Below are 15,884 nucleotides of genomic sequence, written 5' to 3'. Positions count from 1 at the left end.
CACCTGTTTTAAAGTAGCTATCATGACAAATAAAAATGTACACAAACATCTTGCAGAACAAACAGTTATGTTTGCAAGTATTACTAAATGGATTATACTCTCATCATTAATTGGTGCACTAATTGGTGCAATCGTATCTATGTTTTTAAAATTACTTGAGTACTGTGAAAACTCAAGGAGTTTACTCTCTTTTGATTATTATTATACGCTTCCTTTTGCTATGGTTATTACCGTATTTATTGTAAAAAAATTTGCACCATCTGCTGAGGGTCATGGAACTGAAAAGGTAATCGAAGCAGTTCACAAAAAATCAGGTGAGATGAATTTTGCAGTAATTCCTGTAAAACTTCTTGCAACGGTTATAACAATATTTTCAGGTGGTTCAGTTGGTAAAGAGGGACCTGGAGCTCAAATAGGAGCTGCATCAGCTTCATATATAGCAACACTTTTTAAGTTCTCAAAAAGAGATAAAAAGAAGATGGTAATATGTGGTATTAGTGCAGGTTTTGCATCAGTATTTGGAACACCTTTAGCTGGAGCTATTTTTGGGGTTGAGATACTAATTGTTGGTGCATTGATGTATGATATTTTACTTCCTTCTATTGTTGCTGGATTTTCAGCTTTTTTTGTGGCTAAAATGTTTGGAATAAGTTATACATATTTTGATATAGCTTTTTATACTGTATTTGATTTTAACTATGCACTAATTGCAAAAATTTTAATCGGTGGTATATTTTTTGGTTTGGTTGCAGATTTTATTATTACTACTTTAAAAACAATCCATGATTTTGCTGATAATTTAAAAATGAATTATATTTTAAAAGCATTTTTAGGTGGAATTGTTATTGTGATTCTTACTATGATTTTAGGAACAGATTATTTAGGACTTGGATTTGAAACTATTAAAAGTTCGTTGTCTTCAAGTTTTGGTGATCATGAAAATGTACCTTGGTACGCTTTTATTCTTAAAACAGTTTTTACTTCATTGACATTAGGTTTTGGTGGAAGTGGAGGAGTTATTACTCCTATTTTTTATGTGGGAGCAACGAGTGGTAACTTCTTTGGTTGGTTAGTTGATGGATACATTCCACTTTTTGCAGCTTTAGGATTTGTTAGTGTTCTTGCAGGAGCTACAAGTGCTCCAATTGCAGCTATGATTATGGCAGTTGAACTTTTTGGTATGAATGTTGCTCACTATGCAGCCCTTTCAATTATCATTGCATTTTTAATGACAGGACATAGAAGCGTTTTTCCTTCACAAGTTTTAGCTATGAAAAAATCAGAAGCTTTAGATGTAAATTTAGGAGAAGAGATACATAATACAAATGCTACTTATACTACAAAGTTTTTTGCTAATATGACTAAAATTGGAAAAGCTATTTATACGAAGTATAAAGAGCAAAGGGCAAGAAATAGGGATGAGGATTTATAGAGTTATATTTTCTAAAAACTCTAACTCTTCATCTACAATAATAATTGCATCTATACAAAAAGAGACATCTAGTTTTTTTGTTTGTAAGTAGTAATCTGCACTTCTTTTAATTTTAGATAGTTTGGAAGATGTTATATTATTTATGGCAATTTCATATTCAGGTGCTGATTTAACTTCAATAAAATGATAAACTTCATTTTTTAAAGCAATAATATCAATCTCTCCAATTTTTTTTGCAAAAAAGTTTTGTTCAACTATTTTAAAACCTTGTGAGCTTAGATACTCACAAGCTTTTTGTTCTGCATATTTGCCTTTATGCTGGGTAGACATTGACTTTTACTGACTTAAATCTTGCTGTCATGATTAGCTCATCTGCTTCATCACCAAAGATATAATTAACCCTTGAACTTGCATGGTGAAATGTTGTAAATAAAGTCCCAGGTTTGATTGTCTTTACGAATTTTACTGGCATAATTGCTGTTTCACCATACTCATTTTTCATTATTATTTCATTTGAACCAATTCTTTCCTCATCCTCTTTTGAAGCTAAAACAATATCTTTATCATATCTAGAATTTAAAGCTTCCGATTGGATTGTTTGAGCACCATTATTATATTGAACTATTGTTCTTCCAGTTGTAAGATAAAACTCATTTTTAGGAGTTTGTATCCCTTTAACTAGCTTTTCAACTTGCTCTCTTAATTGGTATTGGTGATATTTAAATTCGCCTTTTCCATCTTGGGTTCTAAACTTATCAAGGTGTAAAATAGGAGTGTCATCCTTTGTTATAGGCCATTGCATTCCTCTATTTCTATTTTTTGATAGTTTATGGTAAGTTGCTCCACTATATCTTGTTCCTACTGCTTCTTTTGCTTCATTCCAAACATCTTCGCTTGTAGAATAATCAAATTCACCATTGATTTTATTTTCAATATCTCTTAATACTTCCCAATCATCTGGCATTGAAGCTTCAACAAGTGGTTGAGATAAGTGAAGTCTTCTCATGGCATTTACATAAACGCCTGTTTTTTCATAGGCAGATTTTACACCAAAAATAATATCAGCAAATTTTGTTATCTCATTTACAAAAAGTTCATTTGAAATTATTAATTCTAAATTTGCTATTGCTTTGTGAACTTTGTTTTGATTTGGATGAATATGGGCAATATCTTCTCCCATTACATACATGGCTTTTACACGTCCAGCTATCATTTCATCCATAAGCTGTGGAGTCATAAGACCTATTTCTTTTGGAGTTTTATAATCTGGGTCAAAGTATGGTAAACATCCTGTATCACAGGCACCTTGAACATTGTTTTGACCTCTTAAAGGCATAAGTCCAACACCTTCTTTACCAATATTTTCAGTTAGCATAGCAAGGTGTACTATTGCCATAACTGCATATGAACCATCAAGATGTTCAGTGATTCCCAATCCCCAGAAAAACATAGATTTTTTAGTGGCATATTGTCTAGCAATAACAGGAATTTGCTCCGCTAAAACTTCATAACCTTTAACTTGTTTCATAAACTCTGGATTTGCAAATTTATCATTTAAAATAGAGTTTTTATACTCTTCAAAACCTTTACATCTAGCATCAATAAACTCATTATTGTAAAGTCTTTCAGAGAGTATTACATATGCCATCATATTTAAAACCAAAAGGTTTGCTTCATATGGGATAATCAACTCTTCACCATATTTTCCAAGTTGGATTTGTCTAACATCAATTACTGTTAATGAAGCAGTTTTAGCTTTTGCAGCTTTTAAAATTCTATTTGCAACTATTGGGTGGGCTTCTGTAGTATTTGAACCCATTACAATAATATTTTCAGTTTTATAAATGTCATCAAAAGGATTAGTTGCTGCTCCTTCTCCAATGAGCATTTTCATACCCTTTAAACTTGGGCTATGGCAAACCCTTGCACAGTTATCTACATGTGGAGAATCCATACCCTCTCTTACAAATTTTTGGAACATATAAGAACTTTCACATGAAGTTCTAGCTCCTCCCATTCCACAAAAGGCATGTCGTCCATATTTCTCTTTTATTTGAAGAAGTTTCCAAGCTGCAAGAGAAGTTGTAAATTCGTAAGGGGTTTCATAATAGTTTTCATCAAACTCTTTTAGGGTTTTAACTCTAGCTTTTAACTCCCTTGGTAATTCTTCTAAATTTTCTTTCAAAAAAGATTTTTTAACTCTACAATTTCTTATTCTTTGTGGAGAATCAACAAATCCATATCCCTTAGAACCTTTTATACAAAGTTTTCCTTGGGATACATATCCATCGTTTTGTGCATATATTTTTAAGATTTTATTATCTTGTACTTGGGCTGTAATATCACAACCTGTACCACAATAGGTACAAACAGAATTTATATCAGCTACCATACTCATCAACCACCACCTACAAATTGAAGTAGCTCTAGTTTATCATCATTTACTGGTCTAAATTTTGTCCAGTCATCTTTTTTTACAATCTCCATATTAACAGCTGCTGCCATTACTTTATCTTCAATTTGAAGTGAAGTTATAATTTCTTGTAAAGAGATTCCCTCTTGAAATTTTTTTTCTTCACCATTAATAATTAGATTCATTACATTTTACCCCATGTAGGTTTATTTTCGCAATGATTTTATCAAAAATATCTTTATGTTAAGTCAAATAAAAATATTAACTTTTAAGAACTTCAGCAATAATTTTTATACCTTTTATGATATCTTCCAAACTAGAATTTGTAAAATTAAATCTTATTTCATGGGGATTTTTATCTTTTATATAAAATTCACAACCAGGAACAAATACAACTTTTTTTTCCATACACTTTGCTAAAAGTTCAAAGCTATCAACTCCTTTAAACTCACCATAAACAAACATTCCACCCTTTGGTTTTACATAGGTAAATTCAGGCAAATATGTATCTAATTGCTTACAAAAGAACTCCACTTTTTCTTTATAGAATTTTCTTAAAATATCTAAGTGGGTTTTATATTTTTTTTCATCTTTTAAATACTCATTTAAAAGGTGTTGAGATAAACCGCAACTATGTAAATCAATACTCTCTTTAATCACTAAAAGATCATGTATAAACTCTTCATTAGCTCTTATCCAACCAATTCTAAGTGATGGACAAAGTGTTTTTGAAAATGAACCCAGATGGAAACTATTATTTGGAACTAAAGAACTAATTGATTTATTTTTTTCTTCAAAGTATAGTTCAGTGTAGGGACTATCTTCTATTATTATTCCATCATATTTTTTTACTATTTTTGCCACTTCTTTTCTTTTGGTTTTAGAGTAAGTTCTAGTTGATGGATTTTGAAAATCAGGAATTAAATATGTTAATTCCTCTTTTTCAAAAGCTTTTTCAAAACTTTTTAACTCTATACCATCATTTTCTAAAGGTGCAGTTTTCATTTTTAAATCATTTAATTTAAATGTATTTATTGCACCCAAATAAGACGGAGCTTCTAAAACTATAGATTTGTTTTTGAAGTATCTTGCCAAAATATAAAGTGCTTGTTGGCTTCCTGTTGTAATAAGTATATTTTCTGGAGCTGTTTCAAAACCATCTTTACAATACTGTTTTGCTATTTTTTTTCTTAAACTTTTTATTCCATTACTTATACTATATTGCCAAACATCTCTTTTTTTCAAAATATTATTTGCTGATAATTTTAAATCATCAACTGGAAATAATAAGCTATTTGGTAAACCACCTGCAAAAGATATTGTTTCTTCATCAATTGCTTCAAGTATTTCTCTTATAAATGAACGTTTCACTTAATCCTCTTTTTTATTAGAATCATATACAAATTTTCAAATTAATACTTTACACTATTTGCTATCAAAATTATCTATTCTTGCTAAATAAGTCAACTTTATTTGCTATAATACTCTTATGAAAAAAGAGACTTTAGAAAAAAGAGTAAAAATAGCAAACGATATTATGTATTATATATATCAATATATGGATACAGATATCAATCTTGATACTTTAAGTATGGATTTAAATATTAGTAAATTTCATATGCATAGAATTTTTAAAGAAGAGTTTGGCAAAAATATTTATGAAGCAATAAAATCAGCAAGATTACAAAAAGCTTCTAATTTACTTATTACAAATAGATATTCAACAATTACAGAAATTGCTTCCATGTGTGGTTATAGTTCGCAAACTTCATTTATAAGAGCATTTAAGCAAAGATTTAATTGCACTCCTAAAAAATGGAAAAAAGATGGTTATAAAGAGTATTCAAAAGAGATTTTAGCCGATTCAGTTGATGCTTTAGGATTAAATATTTATGATTATGATATTGAACCACAAATTTTAAAAATGCCCAAACAAAAAGCATATTATATAAGACATTCAGGTTATGATAAAAATATAAAAAAGAGTTGGCAAAAACTTTATACATGGGCTTTAACTAAAGATATTAAAAATTATAAACAAATAGGTTTATATCATGATAATCCTGTAATTACTCCTTTAAATAAGTGTCAATATATTTCATGTTTAGTTTTATTGGAGGAGATAAAAGATTTAAAATCATCACTTCCTACTTTAATTATTCCAGAAGGTATTTATGCAAAGTTTCATTTAGAAGGTGTTTATGGTGATACGTTAAAATTTATGCGTTGGCTTTATCATACTTGGTTATTAAATAGTGGATATGAAACAAAAACATCGCCATCATATGCCATATATGAAAAAAATCACTTTTTAGAAGATGATGGAAAATTTATTTTAGATTTTTATTTACCAATTAACTATGTTTGAATATATGACTCTTTACTTAGTTGGATATAAAAGAAAATCGATATAATTTAAAAAACAAATTGGATTATTATGAACAAAAATCAAAATCTTTTACAATATTTTTTTATACTTTTGGGAACATTATGTGTATCTTTTGGAACTGTAACTCTTTTATCACCAAATGAGATTATCACAGGTGGTGGGATAGGAATTGCTTTACTTATTAATTATTTTTTCCCTTCAATTACTTTGGGGACATTTATTGTATTGGTAAGTACACCTTTTATTGTTTTGGGATATTTTTATTATGGCAAAAAATATATTTACAAAACATTTATTACTATGTTATTAATTTCTTTTTTTACAGATTTTTTTAGAGAAATATTAAAACTAAACTCTTTAGTAGATGATATTTTACTTGGAGCCATTTTTGGAGGAATTTTTATAGGTTTAGGTGTTGGATTTATAATTAAAGGTAAATCTTCTACTGGAAGTACCTCTGTAGTTAGTGAAATTATTGCATCAAAAACAAAATTTAAAGTGGCAGAGATTTTACTTGCTATTGACGCTATTATTTTATTTAGTTCAATATTTGTTTATGGAGATATGAAAAAATCTCTTTATAGCATGTTAGGAGTTTACGTAACGTCAAAAGTAATTGATATGGTTTTAACTGGACGTCCATCTAAAAAAATCGTGAATATCGTATCAAATAAGATTGAAGATTTAGTACCACATATAAGAGAGAAAATAGAAGAGCATGGTACTATAGTAAATGGAGTAGGCTTACAACAAGGACAAGAAAAAAATATCATATTAGTAACTGTTGAAGCAAGTAAAATTCAACTATTAAGAGAGATTATTTCAAAACATGATCCAGAAGCATTTTTAGTAATAACAGAGGCTTCAGAGTTACTTGGAAGAGGGATTAAAATATGAAAATAAAATTAAAAGAAATAAAAGATTTTGATATAGAGATTATAGTTTTAAAAGATTTTAAAGATTGTAATAAAAAAGAAAAAGATTTATTAAAAAATAGTGGTTTTAGTGCAAAAGAGGGTGAAGTTTTACATATGGGAAGTACCCTATATGTAGGAAGTTCAAAATTGAAAGGTGAAGATTTAAAAATTGCTTTTTCAAATGCTATAAAAGAAGTTTCTAAAACAAAATATACAAATATAAAAATTTCACTTGTAAATAATGAAAAAGAGTTAGATATTAAAAATATCATTGAAGGGTTACTTTTAGGTTCATATACTTTTAATAAATATAAATCAAAAAAAGAAGAAAAATCATTAAATATTTTTATAGATGATAAAAATACAAAATACAAAAAAATTGATTTACAAAAAGTTATTAATGAAACAATTGCGATTTGCGATAGTGTAAATTTAGTAAGAGATATTGTAAATACTACTCCTGAAGATTTTACGCCACTTACTATGGCTCAAAAAGCAAAAGAAATCTCTTTTGAAAATGCTTTAGAGTGTAAAGTTTTTGGAGAAGATTATTTAAAAGAAAATGGTATGAATGCTATGTTAGCAGTAGGTCGTGCTTCAAGACATGAAAGTCAACTTATACATTTAACATATAAACCCAAAAATCCAAAAGGTAAAATTGTACTTGTGGGAAAAGGTTTAACTTATGATTGTGGTGGATTGAGCTTAAAATCGGGCGAGGGTATGGTCTCTATGAAGTGTGATAAAAGTGGAGCAAGTGCAGTTTTAGGGATAATGAACTCTTTAAATGCAATCTCTTGCGAATATGAAGTTCATGGAATCTTAGGTGCTGTTGAAAATATGATTGGTGGAGATGCTTATAAGCCTGATGATGTATTAGTTGCTAAAAATGGCAAAACTATAGAAGTGAGAAATACTGATGCTGAAGGAAGACTTGTTCTTGCTGATTGTTTATGTTATGCTCAAGATGAAATTAAAGATATTGATTATATTTTTGATTTGGCAACACTAACTGGTGCTTGTATAATAGCCTTAGGTGAATATACAACGGGTGTAATGGGACATAATAAAAAACTAAAAAATAAAATTGATAAAGCAGCAGAAAAATCAGGCGAATTAGTTGGATTTTTACCATATAATAGATACTTACCTCCTATGATAAAAAGTAGTATTGCTGATATTGTAAATTCTGTTAGTTCAAAAGCAGGTGGAGCAATTACTGCTTCACTATTTTTAGATAATTTTATAAAAGATGAAAATAAAGATAAATGGCTTCATTTTGATATAGCAGGGGCTGCATATAGAGAAAAAGTTTGGGGATATAATCCATATGGTGCAAGTGGAGCAGGAGTTAGACTTATTTTAGAGTTTATAAAAAGTCAAAAGTAGCATTTATCGCTATTTTTGATATAAGCTTTCATATTTTGAATAAAGATTTATTACGCTTCTTTCAAACTCTTCTTTAAACATAGAAAAATCTTTAAACTCTTCGGGTACAGGTTTTTCAAGAATTTCATATATATCCAAACCATTTTTTGTACTTTCTTTTAATGTGTTATCAAGATATCGTAAATAGGCAATATTTTCATTTATAGCTTTTTTTGTTTTATCAATAACTCCATGTCCTGGAACTAAAATCTTATAATCTATTTTTTTTAATTCTTCTAAAGATTTTATCCATTTTTGAATATTTGCATGGGGAGTTGCTAGTGTTCTTTTATTAAAAATTAAATCAGATGTATAAAGAATTTTACTGTTTTTATCATATAAGACTAAATCACTTTTTGTATGTCCATCAAAATATAAAAGTTCTAATTTATAGCCATCAAAATCCAATTCATGGGATTTAAGTTCTATATTTGGAGCTTTTACTTTAGTGTTTTGCATGGCACTTTGTACTAGATTATTTAGGTTTATTATATATAAATCACCATTTTGTTCAATCTCCTCTTTTGTAAAATTTGTTGCAAATATATCACTTTTTGAAAAGGCATTGTTTCCTAAAAAATGGTCAGGATGATGGTGGGTGTTTATAATATATTTTATGGGTTTTTTTGTGATCTTAGCAATTTGTTTTTTTACTTGAAGTCCATATTCATATGAGCTTCCAGTATCAATTAATATAACACTATTTTTAGTGATAATAAAAGCACAGTTTGATATATTGCCACCATTTTCCTTTGAAAAGTACTCCTCTTTTCCATAAAAATAGTAGCTATTATTATTTAGTTTTATAGGTTTTAATTTATAATCAAATGAAAATAAAAATGTTAAAAAAGAAAAAAGAAAAAAAACTATTTTCATCTTATATCCAAAAAGAACTCATTTCCATCTATATCAAAAAACTTTATTTTATACTCATCAACTTCATCATATGTTTCAAAAATAAAACGTGGATTTTCACTAATAGCAGAATATGTAGCTATTTCAGAGAGTTTTTTATCTTTTGCAAAAATAGCTATTTTATTTATATAAAATTCGCTATTGCCAAATACAAGTCCCGTTTCCATAGGATGAAAAATTGAGGCTTTTATTCTAGTAATATCATCTTTTTTAAAAAGTTCACCTTTCACTTTTCCTAAATATTTATCAAAATTTGTATCGCTAGAAGCTACACTTGAAACAGAACAACCTCCTCCAAAACTTTTGATATTGGCACTTCCCACATGCCAAATATTTTTTTCATCTTGAACTAAAGCCCTAAGGGGAGTCTCTTGGGCAACTTTTATATTTAATGAAATTATTGGTAGAAGTCCAGTTAGTTTCATATCAACAATTATTGGAATTGGATTTAAATCGGCAAAAAGAATCATTCTTTTTGCATTTTTTATCTTTTTAGCATTTACAAATATGGGAACTTGTACTGGATTATCTGCAAACTTTGGTACTTTAACAGTTACATTTTTATCATCAAAGATATATTTTTCGCTTTTTATGAGGCTATTTATAATTTCATCAAAAGTGGGGGAACTTATGGGATTTTTCGCAAATATATTTTGCGAAGTCAAAATCAAACATAGGGCGAAAAATATATCTTTCATGATAAATCCTTATTGACTTTTAGCTATTGGTGGAACATATTCTACATGGTATTTTTTGAAGATTTTTTCTATTTTTTTATCTTCATAAGCCTTTTGAATAACTCCATCAATATAGTAGCTTAGTGCTTTATAATTACTTGATGTTGCCGTTGCTAAATCCCATTTTGATTTCATTTGTGGGATAGCATCTGTTAAGTAGTACTTATCTTTATTTTTATGGTACTCAAGAAGATACTCTAACTGTGATTTTAAACCTGCGATGGCATCTATTTTCTTCAGTTTAAAATCATTGATGGCTTTGCTAAAATTAGTATAATGTACTATATTATTTCTAAACAAACCCCTAGCAAAACTACTCAAATGAAGGTCAGGAAGAGTATCTACTTCAACACCAATTTTATGGTAAGCAAATATTGCCAAAGTGTTTATTTTCGGGATAATTTTTTTATGTGTTGCAATTATCCAACTTTCACTTTGGTAAGGTCCTTTGATGGATACATTTTCAGTTTCTAACTGACCAGTTGAGATATCTGTCATTCTCATATAATCATAATCATAAGGAATTCTAAACATAACATCTGCTTTTGTTTTATGTATTAGATTTCCTTTCCAAATTGTATTTCTTAAATCATCAGCTAAGTTTTCATCAGAACCTGTAAAATACCATTTTACTTTTACATTTAGAGATTTTGCAATCTCTAAACCTAAATCTACATCTATTCCTTTTGGTTTGTTATTTTCCAAAAAAGAGTAGGGTGGAAAGTTATCATAAACAGCAATAATAATTTCACCACTTTTTTTAATATCATCAAGGCTTCTTGCACTTAATGAAGTAAAAAGTAGTAAAAGTAAAATAGTTGATTTAAGAAATTTTTGCATATTAATCTTTTGGTATAGTAATTAAATATGCTCTAATAGACCACATAGCTTCTTGATTTAAAATACCTTCAAAAGGAGGCATATAAACATTTCCATTTCTAACAGCTCCACCTCTAATTCTTTCTAAGAACCACTCATCACCATCAATTCCATCTTCTAAGTATCTTAAATCAGGAGCAATTCCACCAGAAACAGCACCAAGACCATGACATCTTGCACAGTTTTCACTATAGGCATGTTTTCCAATTTCAATGGCAGTTTTGTTTCCTTTATATGGATTCTCTTCTAGCCATTCAGTTCCTAAAGGTTCTAATCCTTTTGTGTCAACAGGCTGAGGAGTTACACTTCCATGACCAAATGCAAATACTGTTGTGCAAAGTATTGCGAAACCTAGTTTTTGAATTTTATTCATCTTTTTTCCTTTATCATTTTTTTTGATAATGGAACTATACATATATTTTATAGCCTGATTATAGCGATTAAATTTTTTTTTAATACGCTAAATTCAAGCTATAAATCTTCTATACAATTTCATATATTTGTTAATAAAGGCAAAAGATGAGATTAAAAATATTTTTATTTTTTATAGTTTTTCTAATAACTTTAAATGCGCAGCAAAAAATTAGAGTAGGGGTTTTAGCATACGGAACTGTAAATTGGGGATTGGAAATTTTAAAACAAAATAGACTTGATATAAAAAATGGATTTGACTTAGAAATAGTTAAACTTGCCTCAAAAAATGCCCAACTAATTTCACTTCAAGCAAAAGAAGTTGATTTTATAGTCAATGATTGGATTTGGGTAAATAAGCAAAAAAAAGATGGGAAAGATTTTCTTTTTTATCCTTACTCAAAAGCTTTGGGAACTCTAATGGTAAATAAAAATAGCAAAATAAATAAACTGTTAGATTTAGAAAATAAAGAGCTTGGAATCTCTGGTGGAAAGTTTGATAAAACATGGTTACTTTTTAGGGCATATTATAAAAAAATGTATGGGCAATCTTTGGAAAATATTGTAAAACCAATTTTTGCTTCGCCTCCTATTTTAAATAGAAAGATGATGGATAACTCTTTAAGTGCAGCTATTAATTTTTGGCATTTTAACGCAAAACTTCCTCAAAAAGATTTTAAAGCTTTAGTAGGAATTGAAGAGATTTTAGAAAATTTAGATGTAAAAAAAGATATTAGTTTTGTTGGTTGGGTATTTAATAAAGAGTTCGCTTTAAAAAATAGGGATTTAATTAACTCTTTTTTAAAGGCAAGTTTAGATTCAAAAGAGCTTTTAAATAGTGATGATAAACAGTGGAATAAAATAAAACATCTAATGAAAATAAAAGATGAATCAATCTTTGAGAATGTTAAAAAAGAGTATAAAAAAGGGATAATAAAAGAGTTTACAAATGATAATATAAGCGAATTTGAAAAGATATATAAAATACTTTCTTTAGAAGCTGGGGCTAATTATATTAGTAGAGATATCCCCTTTGACAAAACAATATTTTGGTTAAAATAATGATGAAAAATCAAACTAAACTATTTTCTGTAATGCTATTTTTGATTCTTTGGCAAGCTATTTCATTGCTTGCCAATTCTGATTTGTTTCCAAGTTTAATAGATATAGTTAAAAGTTTGAATGAACACATAAAAAACAAAGAGCTTTTTTTAAATTTAGCTATTACTTTATATCGAGTATTTATAGCATTTTTTATAACAATGTTTATTGGGATATTTTTTGGTTTACTTATGGGGTTTTATAGAAGAATTGACGATTTATTAGATTTTTTTCTTGTTTTAGGCTTAAATATTCCAGCTTTGGTTACGATTATTATTTGTTATATTTGGTTTGGATTATCTGATTTTGCTGCAATTATGGCTGTTGTTATAAATAAAGTTCCAATTGTAATTGTAAATATCAGAGAAGGGACTAAAGCCTTTGATAAAAAATATATGGATTTAGCAAAGGTTTATAAGCTATCAAAAAAAGAGATTTTAACTAAAATTTATCTTCCTCAACTTTATCCATATCTAATGGCAACCACAAGATTATCTTTATCATTGATTTGGAAAATAGTATTAGTTGTGGAACTTTTAGGACGAAGTGATGGTATTGGTTTTCAAATTAGTATGTTCTATCAATACTTTGATATTTCATCAATTTTAGCTTACTCTTTAACTTTTATTTTAGTGATTTTATTAATAGAACATAAGATATTAAAACCTATTGATAATAGATTAAGAGTATGGAAATAAAATGCTAAATATAAATATAAAAGAGAAAATATTTAATAAAAAAGTTATATTAAAAGATGTAAATTTAGCTATAAATGAGGGAGAATTTATATCAATAATTGGACCATCTGGTTGTGGTAAAACTACATTATTAAACATAGTTTCTGGGCTTGATGATAATTATAATGGTGAGTTAAATGGAGATTTTTCAAATATTTCATTTATGTTTCAAGATGATAGATTACTTCCTTGGCTTAGTGTAAAAGAGAATTTATTGCTTGTTTCAAAATCAAAAGATATATCAGAAGTTGAAGATTTAATTGATTTGGTAAATTTAAAACATATATTAAATGAGTATCCAAACAGATTATCTGGTGGGATGAAAAGAAGAGTTGCACTTATAAGAGCTTTTATAAATAGACCAAAATTAATTGTTTTAGATGAGCCTTTTATATCACTTGATTTTCCAACTTCAATGGAGTTAAAGGGTGATTTTTTATCTTTTTGTAATAAATTTAATCCAACGGTTATTTTGGTAACCCATGATTTAAGTGAAGCAGTTTATTTATCAAATCGTATTATTTTTTTAAGTAATAATCCCTCAACAAAGATTTTAGATTATGAAAATGATAATAATCAAAATGCCAATTTAAAAATAATAGATGAAAAAAAGAATTTAATTTTGGAATTATATCCCAAGATTCTAGAAGGAAAAATATGAAAAAATATCTTTTTATTTTATTGATTATAAGTTCTTTATTTGCACAAAATACAAAGATGCAAATCTTTAAACCAGTAACTGGTACTTGCCCACAAGATTGGTTAGAAGAGATGACTAAAGAGGTTGATGATGTGGATATTGTCACCTTGATGAATGTGAAAAATTTAAAAAAAGAAATAGGCATTCCAAAGGAGATACAATCATGTAATACTTCCATCTTAGATGATTATATTTTTGAAGGAAATGTTCCAGCCCGTGCCATAAAAGATTTTTTTAAAAGTAAACCAAAAAATTCTATAGGATTATCACTTCCTGCTTATGAAAATGAAAAAAATCCTAAAACTGTATATGTAATATTTGAAGATAAAACTTATAAAATATTTGGAAAATATTAAATTATATCTTCAAAACTTAGATTATCAATTACTTTTTTTAAAATTTTTTCTGTTTGGATTGCTTCGTTTGTAGTTAAGTTTTTATAAATAATATTATTAATGTTATTTGAAATCTCTTCAAATGTTGGTTTTAGATCTTTACCTTTTTGTGTCAATTCTACAAAGGTAACCCTTGAATCGATTTTTGATTTTTCCTTTTTAACATAACCCATTTTTACTAATTTATCGACTAGTATTGTAACTGTTGGTTTTGTTTTATGAATAAAATCTGATATGTCTTTCATGGTAACTTGTTCATTTTCATATAATAAAATAAAAATACTACCATGTGATGGAACAATACCACTTATTTGGTTCTTTTCTAGTTGGGAGATAATTAATCTATTTGATAAATCTGTTACCTTACTTGCAAGGGAAATTAATTCTTTTTTCATTTTTTGATTATAGTTAGATGACTAATTATTGTCAAGGGACTAAATGCAGCAGAAACTGCTACATTTAATCTTTTATTAGAATTTACCATTATTATTTTGCCAAGTAGATTTTTCTGGAATCTCTTCAATTGTATCCCAATGCTCAACAATTTTTCCATCTTCTATTCTAAATAAATCATAAAAACTAGATGCTTTATTCATAAAAATTCCTTTGCTTACTGTTAAAACAAAATTTCCTTCGCCTAAAATCATATAAGTTTTTTCATATTTTATTGGCATTCCTGCTTTTGCTAATGATTTTAAGGCTTCACTTAAACCATTAAGACCGTCTTTTACATTTGGATTATGTTGTAAATATTTTTCTGTAGAAATGTATTCTGTAATTTTACTTGGATTTTTACCAAATAAAACATCATTTATAAAGTTTGAAACTAATTGTTTGTTTGAATCTGTTAATTCTTTATCTATTATTTGTACATCTCCGTCAAACTGTGTTCTTCCACTTGCAGTTGTTTCTGAGATTTCTTCTAAATTATCCCAGTGTTCTACAATTTTCCCATTCTCAAATCTAAAAATATCAAAACCAACTTTTGGACCAAAGAAGTTGTATTTTGTATGAGTAAATACATAATTCCCATCTTCAAAAGTTCTAAGAACTTCTACTTTTGCACTTCCTTTAGGAAGTTTACTTAATACTTCTCCAAGCCCAGACAAACCATCTTTTACTGCTAAATTGTGTTGAATATATTTATTTTGATTAATATATTCTACTGGTTTTGTATCACCTGTTTCAATTGAGTTTAATAACTCTACAACTTTTTCTTTTTTTGTAATTTGTTTATTTTGTTTTTGTAAATTTGTATTATTTACATAAGCTGTGAAAGCTAAAATAACCAATATTAGTATTCCTAAATTCTTTTTCATCTTGTATCCTTTTTTATTTTTAGTTAGATATCTAACTATTTATAACAGAATTATAGTTAGATATCTAACTAATGTCAAGTAAAGATATAAAATTCTTTGAAAAGAGTCTAT

18 protein-coding genes are annotated in these 15,884 nt (G+C 27.8%); 8 read left to right on the top strand and 10 right to left on the bottom strand.

What is annotated here, in order from left to right; translation table 11 throughout:
- Window positions 1–22: 22 nt before the first annotated feature.
- On the top strand, window positions 23–1,432 hold the full coding sequence (locus tag ACQY5W_RS06875; protein WP_428024219.1) for a chloride channel protein: 1,410 nt from the start codon (window positions 23–25) through the stop codon (window positions 1,430–1,432).
- On the opposite strand, the gene ACQY5W_RS06870 is transcribed toward ACQY5W_RS06875, so the two are convergent.
- The 4 genes from ACQY5W_RS06870 to ACQY5W_RS06855 all read right to left on the bottom strand — a co-directional run bounded on the left by ACQY5W_RS06870 (window position 1,427) and on the right by ACQY5W_RS06855 (window position 5,216).
- Window positions 1,427–1,762: a YraN family protein gene (locus ACQY5W_RS06870; RefSeq protein ID WP_428024218.1), complete on the bottom strand. Its 336-nt coding sequence runs from the start codon at window positions 1,760–1,762 to the stop codon at window positions 1,427–1,429. The genes ACQY5W_RS06875 and ACQY5W_RS06870 overlap by 6 nt on opposite strands.
- Window positions 1,746–3,830 (bottom strand): molybdopterin oxidoreductase family protein, encoded by a 2,085-nt coding sequence (locus ACQY5W_RS06865; protein WP_428024217.1) that lies wholly within the window; start codon window positions 3,828–3,830, stop codon window positions 1,746–1,748. Before ACQY5W_RS06865 ends, ACQY5W_RS06870 begins: the two co-directional genes overlap by 17 nt.
- On the bottom strand, window positions 3,830–4,030 hold the full coding sequence (gene thiS, locus ACQY5W_RS06860; protein ID WP_428024216.1) for a sulfur carrier protein ThiS: 201 nt from the start codon (window positions 4,028–4,030) through the stop codon (window positions 3,830–3,832). The genes ACQY5W_RS06865 and thiS overlap by 1 nt, the downstream gene beginning before the upstream one ends.
- Before the next feature lie 76 nt (window positions 4,031–4,106).
- Window positions 4,107–5,216: a PLP-dependent aminotransferase family protein gene (locus ACQY5W_RS06855; protein ID WP_428024215.1), complete on the bottom strand. Its 1,110-nt coding sequence runs from the start codon at window positions 5,214–5,216 to the stop codon at window positions 4,107–4,109.
- Between the two features lie 118 nt (window positions 5,217–5,334).
- Here ACQY5W_RS06855 and ACQY5W_RS06850 point away from each other — a divergent pair, with 118 nt between their 5' ends.
- The 3 genes from ACQY5W_RS06850 to ACQY5W_RS06840 all read left to right on the top strand — a co-directional run bounded on the left by ACQY5W_RS06850 (window position 5,335) and on the right by ACQY5W_RS06840 (window position 8,540).
- Window positions 5,335–6,213, top strand: coding sequence for an AraC family transcriptional regulator (locus tag ACQY5W_RS06850; protein WP_428024214.1), 879 nt, complete (start codon window positions 5,335–5,337; stop codon window positions 6,211–6,213).
- A 69-nt stretch (window positions 6,214–6,282) separates the two neighbouring features.
- Window positions 6,283–7,131, top strand: a complete 849-nt coding sequence (locus tag ACQY5W_RS06845; protein WP_428024213.1) for a YitT family protein — start codon at window positions 6,283–6,285, stop codon at window positions 7,129–7,131.
- Window positions 7,128–8,540: a leucyl aminopeptidase gene (locus ACQY5W_RS06840; RefSeq protein WP_428024212.1), complete on the top strand. Its 1,413-nt coding sequence runs from the start codon at window positions 7,128–7,130 to the stop codon at window positions 8,538–8,540. The genes ACQY5W_RS06845 and ACQY5W_RS06840 overlap by 4 nt, the downstream gene beginning before the upstream one ends.
- Before the next feature lie 9 nt (window positions 8,541–8,549).
- Here the strand turns inward: ACQY5W_RS06840 and ACQY5W_RS06835 are convergent, their stop codons facing one another.
- The 4 genes from ACQY5W_RS06835 to pedF are packed head-to-tail and all read right to left on the bottom strand — an operon-like array spanning window position 8,550 to window position 11,483.
- A complete protein-coding gene (locus ACQY5W_RS06835; RefSeq protein ID WP_428024211.1) occupies window positions 8,550–9,455 on the bottom strand; it encodes a quinoprotein relay system zinc metallohydrolase 1 in 906 nt (301 codons plus the stop codon).
- Window positions 9,452–10,192, bottom strand: a complete 741-nt coding sequence (locus ACQY5W_RS06830) for a quinoprotein dehydrogenase-associated SoxYZ-like carrier (RefSeq protein ID WP_428024210.1) — start codon at window positions 10,190–10,192, stop codon at window positions 9,452–9,454. The genes ACQY5W_RS06835 and ACQY5W_RS06830 overlap by 4 nt, the downstream gene beginning before the upstream one ends.
- A gap of 9 nt (window positions 10,193–10,201) precedes the next feature.
- Window positions 10,202–11,071 (bottom strand): substrate-binding periplasmic protein, encoded by an 870-nt coding sequence (locus tag ACQY5W_RS06825; RefSeq protein WP_428024209.1) that lies wholly within the window; start codon window positions 11,069–11,071, stop codon window positions 10,202–10,204.
- 1 nt (window position 11,072) lies between these two features.
- The gene (pedF, locus tag ACQY5W_RS06820) at window positions 11,073–11,483 is read right to left on the bottom strand and encodes a cytochrome c-550 PedF (protein WP_428024208.1); all 411 of its coding nucleotides are present in this window, start codon (window positions 11,481–11,483) and stop codon (window positions 11,073–11,075) included.
- A gap of 146 nt (window positions 11,484–11,629) precedes the next feature.
- On the opposite strand from pedF, the gene ACQY5W_RS06815 reads away from it, so the two are divergent.
- From ACQY5W_RS06815 to ACQY5W_RS06800, 4 genes are read left to right on the top strand one after another with little or no spacing between them, the layout of a single operon-like run.
- Window positions 11,630–12,583 carry an ABC transporter substrate-binding protein gene (locus ACQY5W_RS06815; protein WP_428024207.1) on the top strand — a complete coding sequence of 318 codons (954 nt, stop codon included), beginning with the start codon at window positions 11,630–11,632 and terminating at the stop codon, window positions 12,581–12,583.
- Window positions 12,583–13,320 carry an ABC transporter permease gene (locus tag ACQY5W_RS06810; protein WP_428024206.1) on the top strand — a complete coding sequence of 246 codons (738 nt, stop codon included), beginning with the start codon at window positions 12,583–12,585 and terminating at the stop codon, window positions 13,318–13,320. The genes ACQY5W_RS06815 and ACQY5W_RS06810 overlap by 1 nt, the downstream gene beginning before the upstream one ends.
- Window position 13,321: 1 nt before the next feature.
- Window positions 13,322–14,020, top strand: coding sequence for an ABC transporter ATP-binding protein (locus tag ACQY5W_RS06805; RefSeq protein WP_428024205.1), 699 nt, complete (start codon window positions 13,322–13,324; stop codon window positions 14,018–14,020).
- On the top strand, window positions 14,017–14,415 hold the full coding sequence (locus ACQY5W_RS06800; protein ID WP_428024204.1) for a DUF411 domain-containing protein: 399 nt from the start codon (window positions 14,017–14,019) through the stop codon (window positions 14,413–14,415). Before ACQY5W_RS06805 ends, ACQY5W_RS06800 begins: the two co-directional genes overlap by 4 nt.
- Here the strand turns inward: ACQY5W_RS06800 and ACQY5W_RS06795 are convergent.
- Both ACQY5W_RS06795 and ACQY5W_RS06790 read right to left on the bottom strand, forming a co-directional pair.
- The gene (locus ACQY5W_RS06795; protein ID WP_428024203.1) at window positions 14,412–14,849 is read right to left on the bottom strand and encodes a MarR family winged helix-turn-helix transcriptional regulator; all 438 of its coding nucleotides are present in this window, start codon (window positions 14,847–14,849) and stop codon (window positions 14,412–14,414) included. The genes ACQY5W_RS06800 and ACQY5W_RS06795 overlap by 4 nt on opposite strands.
- Window positions 14,850–14,924: 75 nt before the next feature.
- The gene (locus ACQY5W_RS06790; protein ID WP_428024202.1) at window positions 14,925–15,773 is read right to left on the bottom strand and encodes a nuclear transport factor 2 family protein; all 849 of its coding nucleotides are present in this window, start codon (window positions 15,771–15,773) and stop codon (window positions 14,925–14,927) included.
- Window positions 15,774–15,884: the final 111 nt, after the last annotated feature.

This window comes from Arcobacter sp., from assembly GCF_050300555.1.
GTDB lineage: Bacteria > Campylobacterota > Campylobacteria > Campylobacterales > Arcobacteraceae > Arcobacter.
The sequence above is the reverse complement of the archived record's forward strand: the minus strand, read 5'-3'. Positions and strand labels throughout refer to the sequence as shown.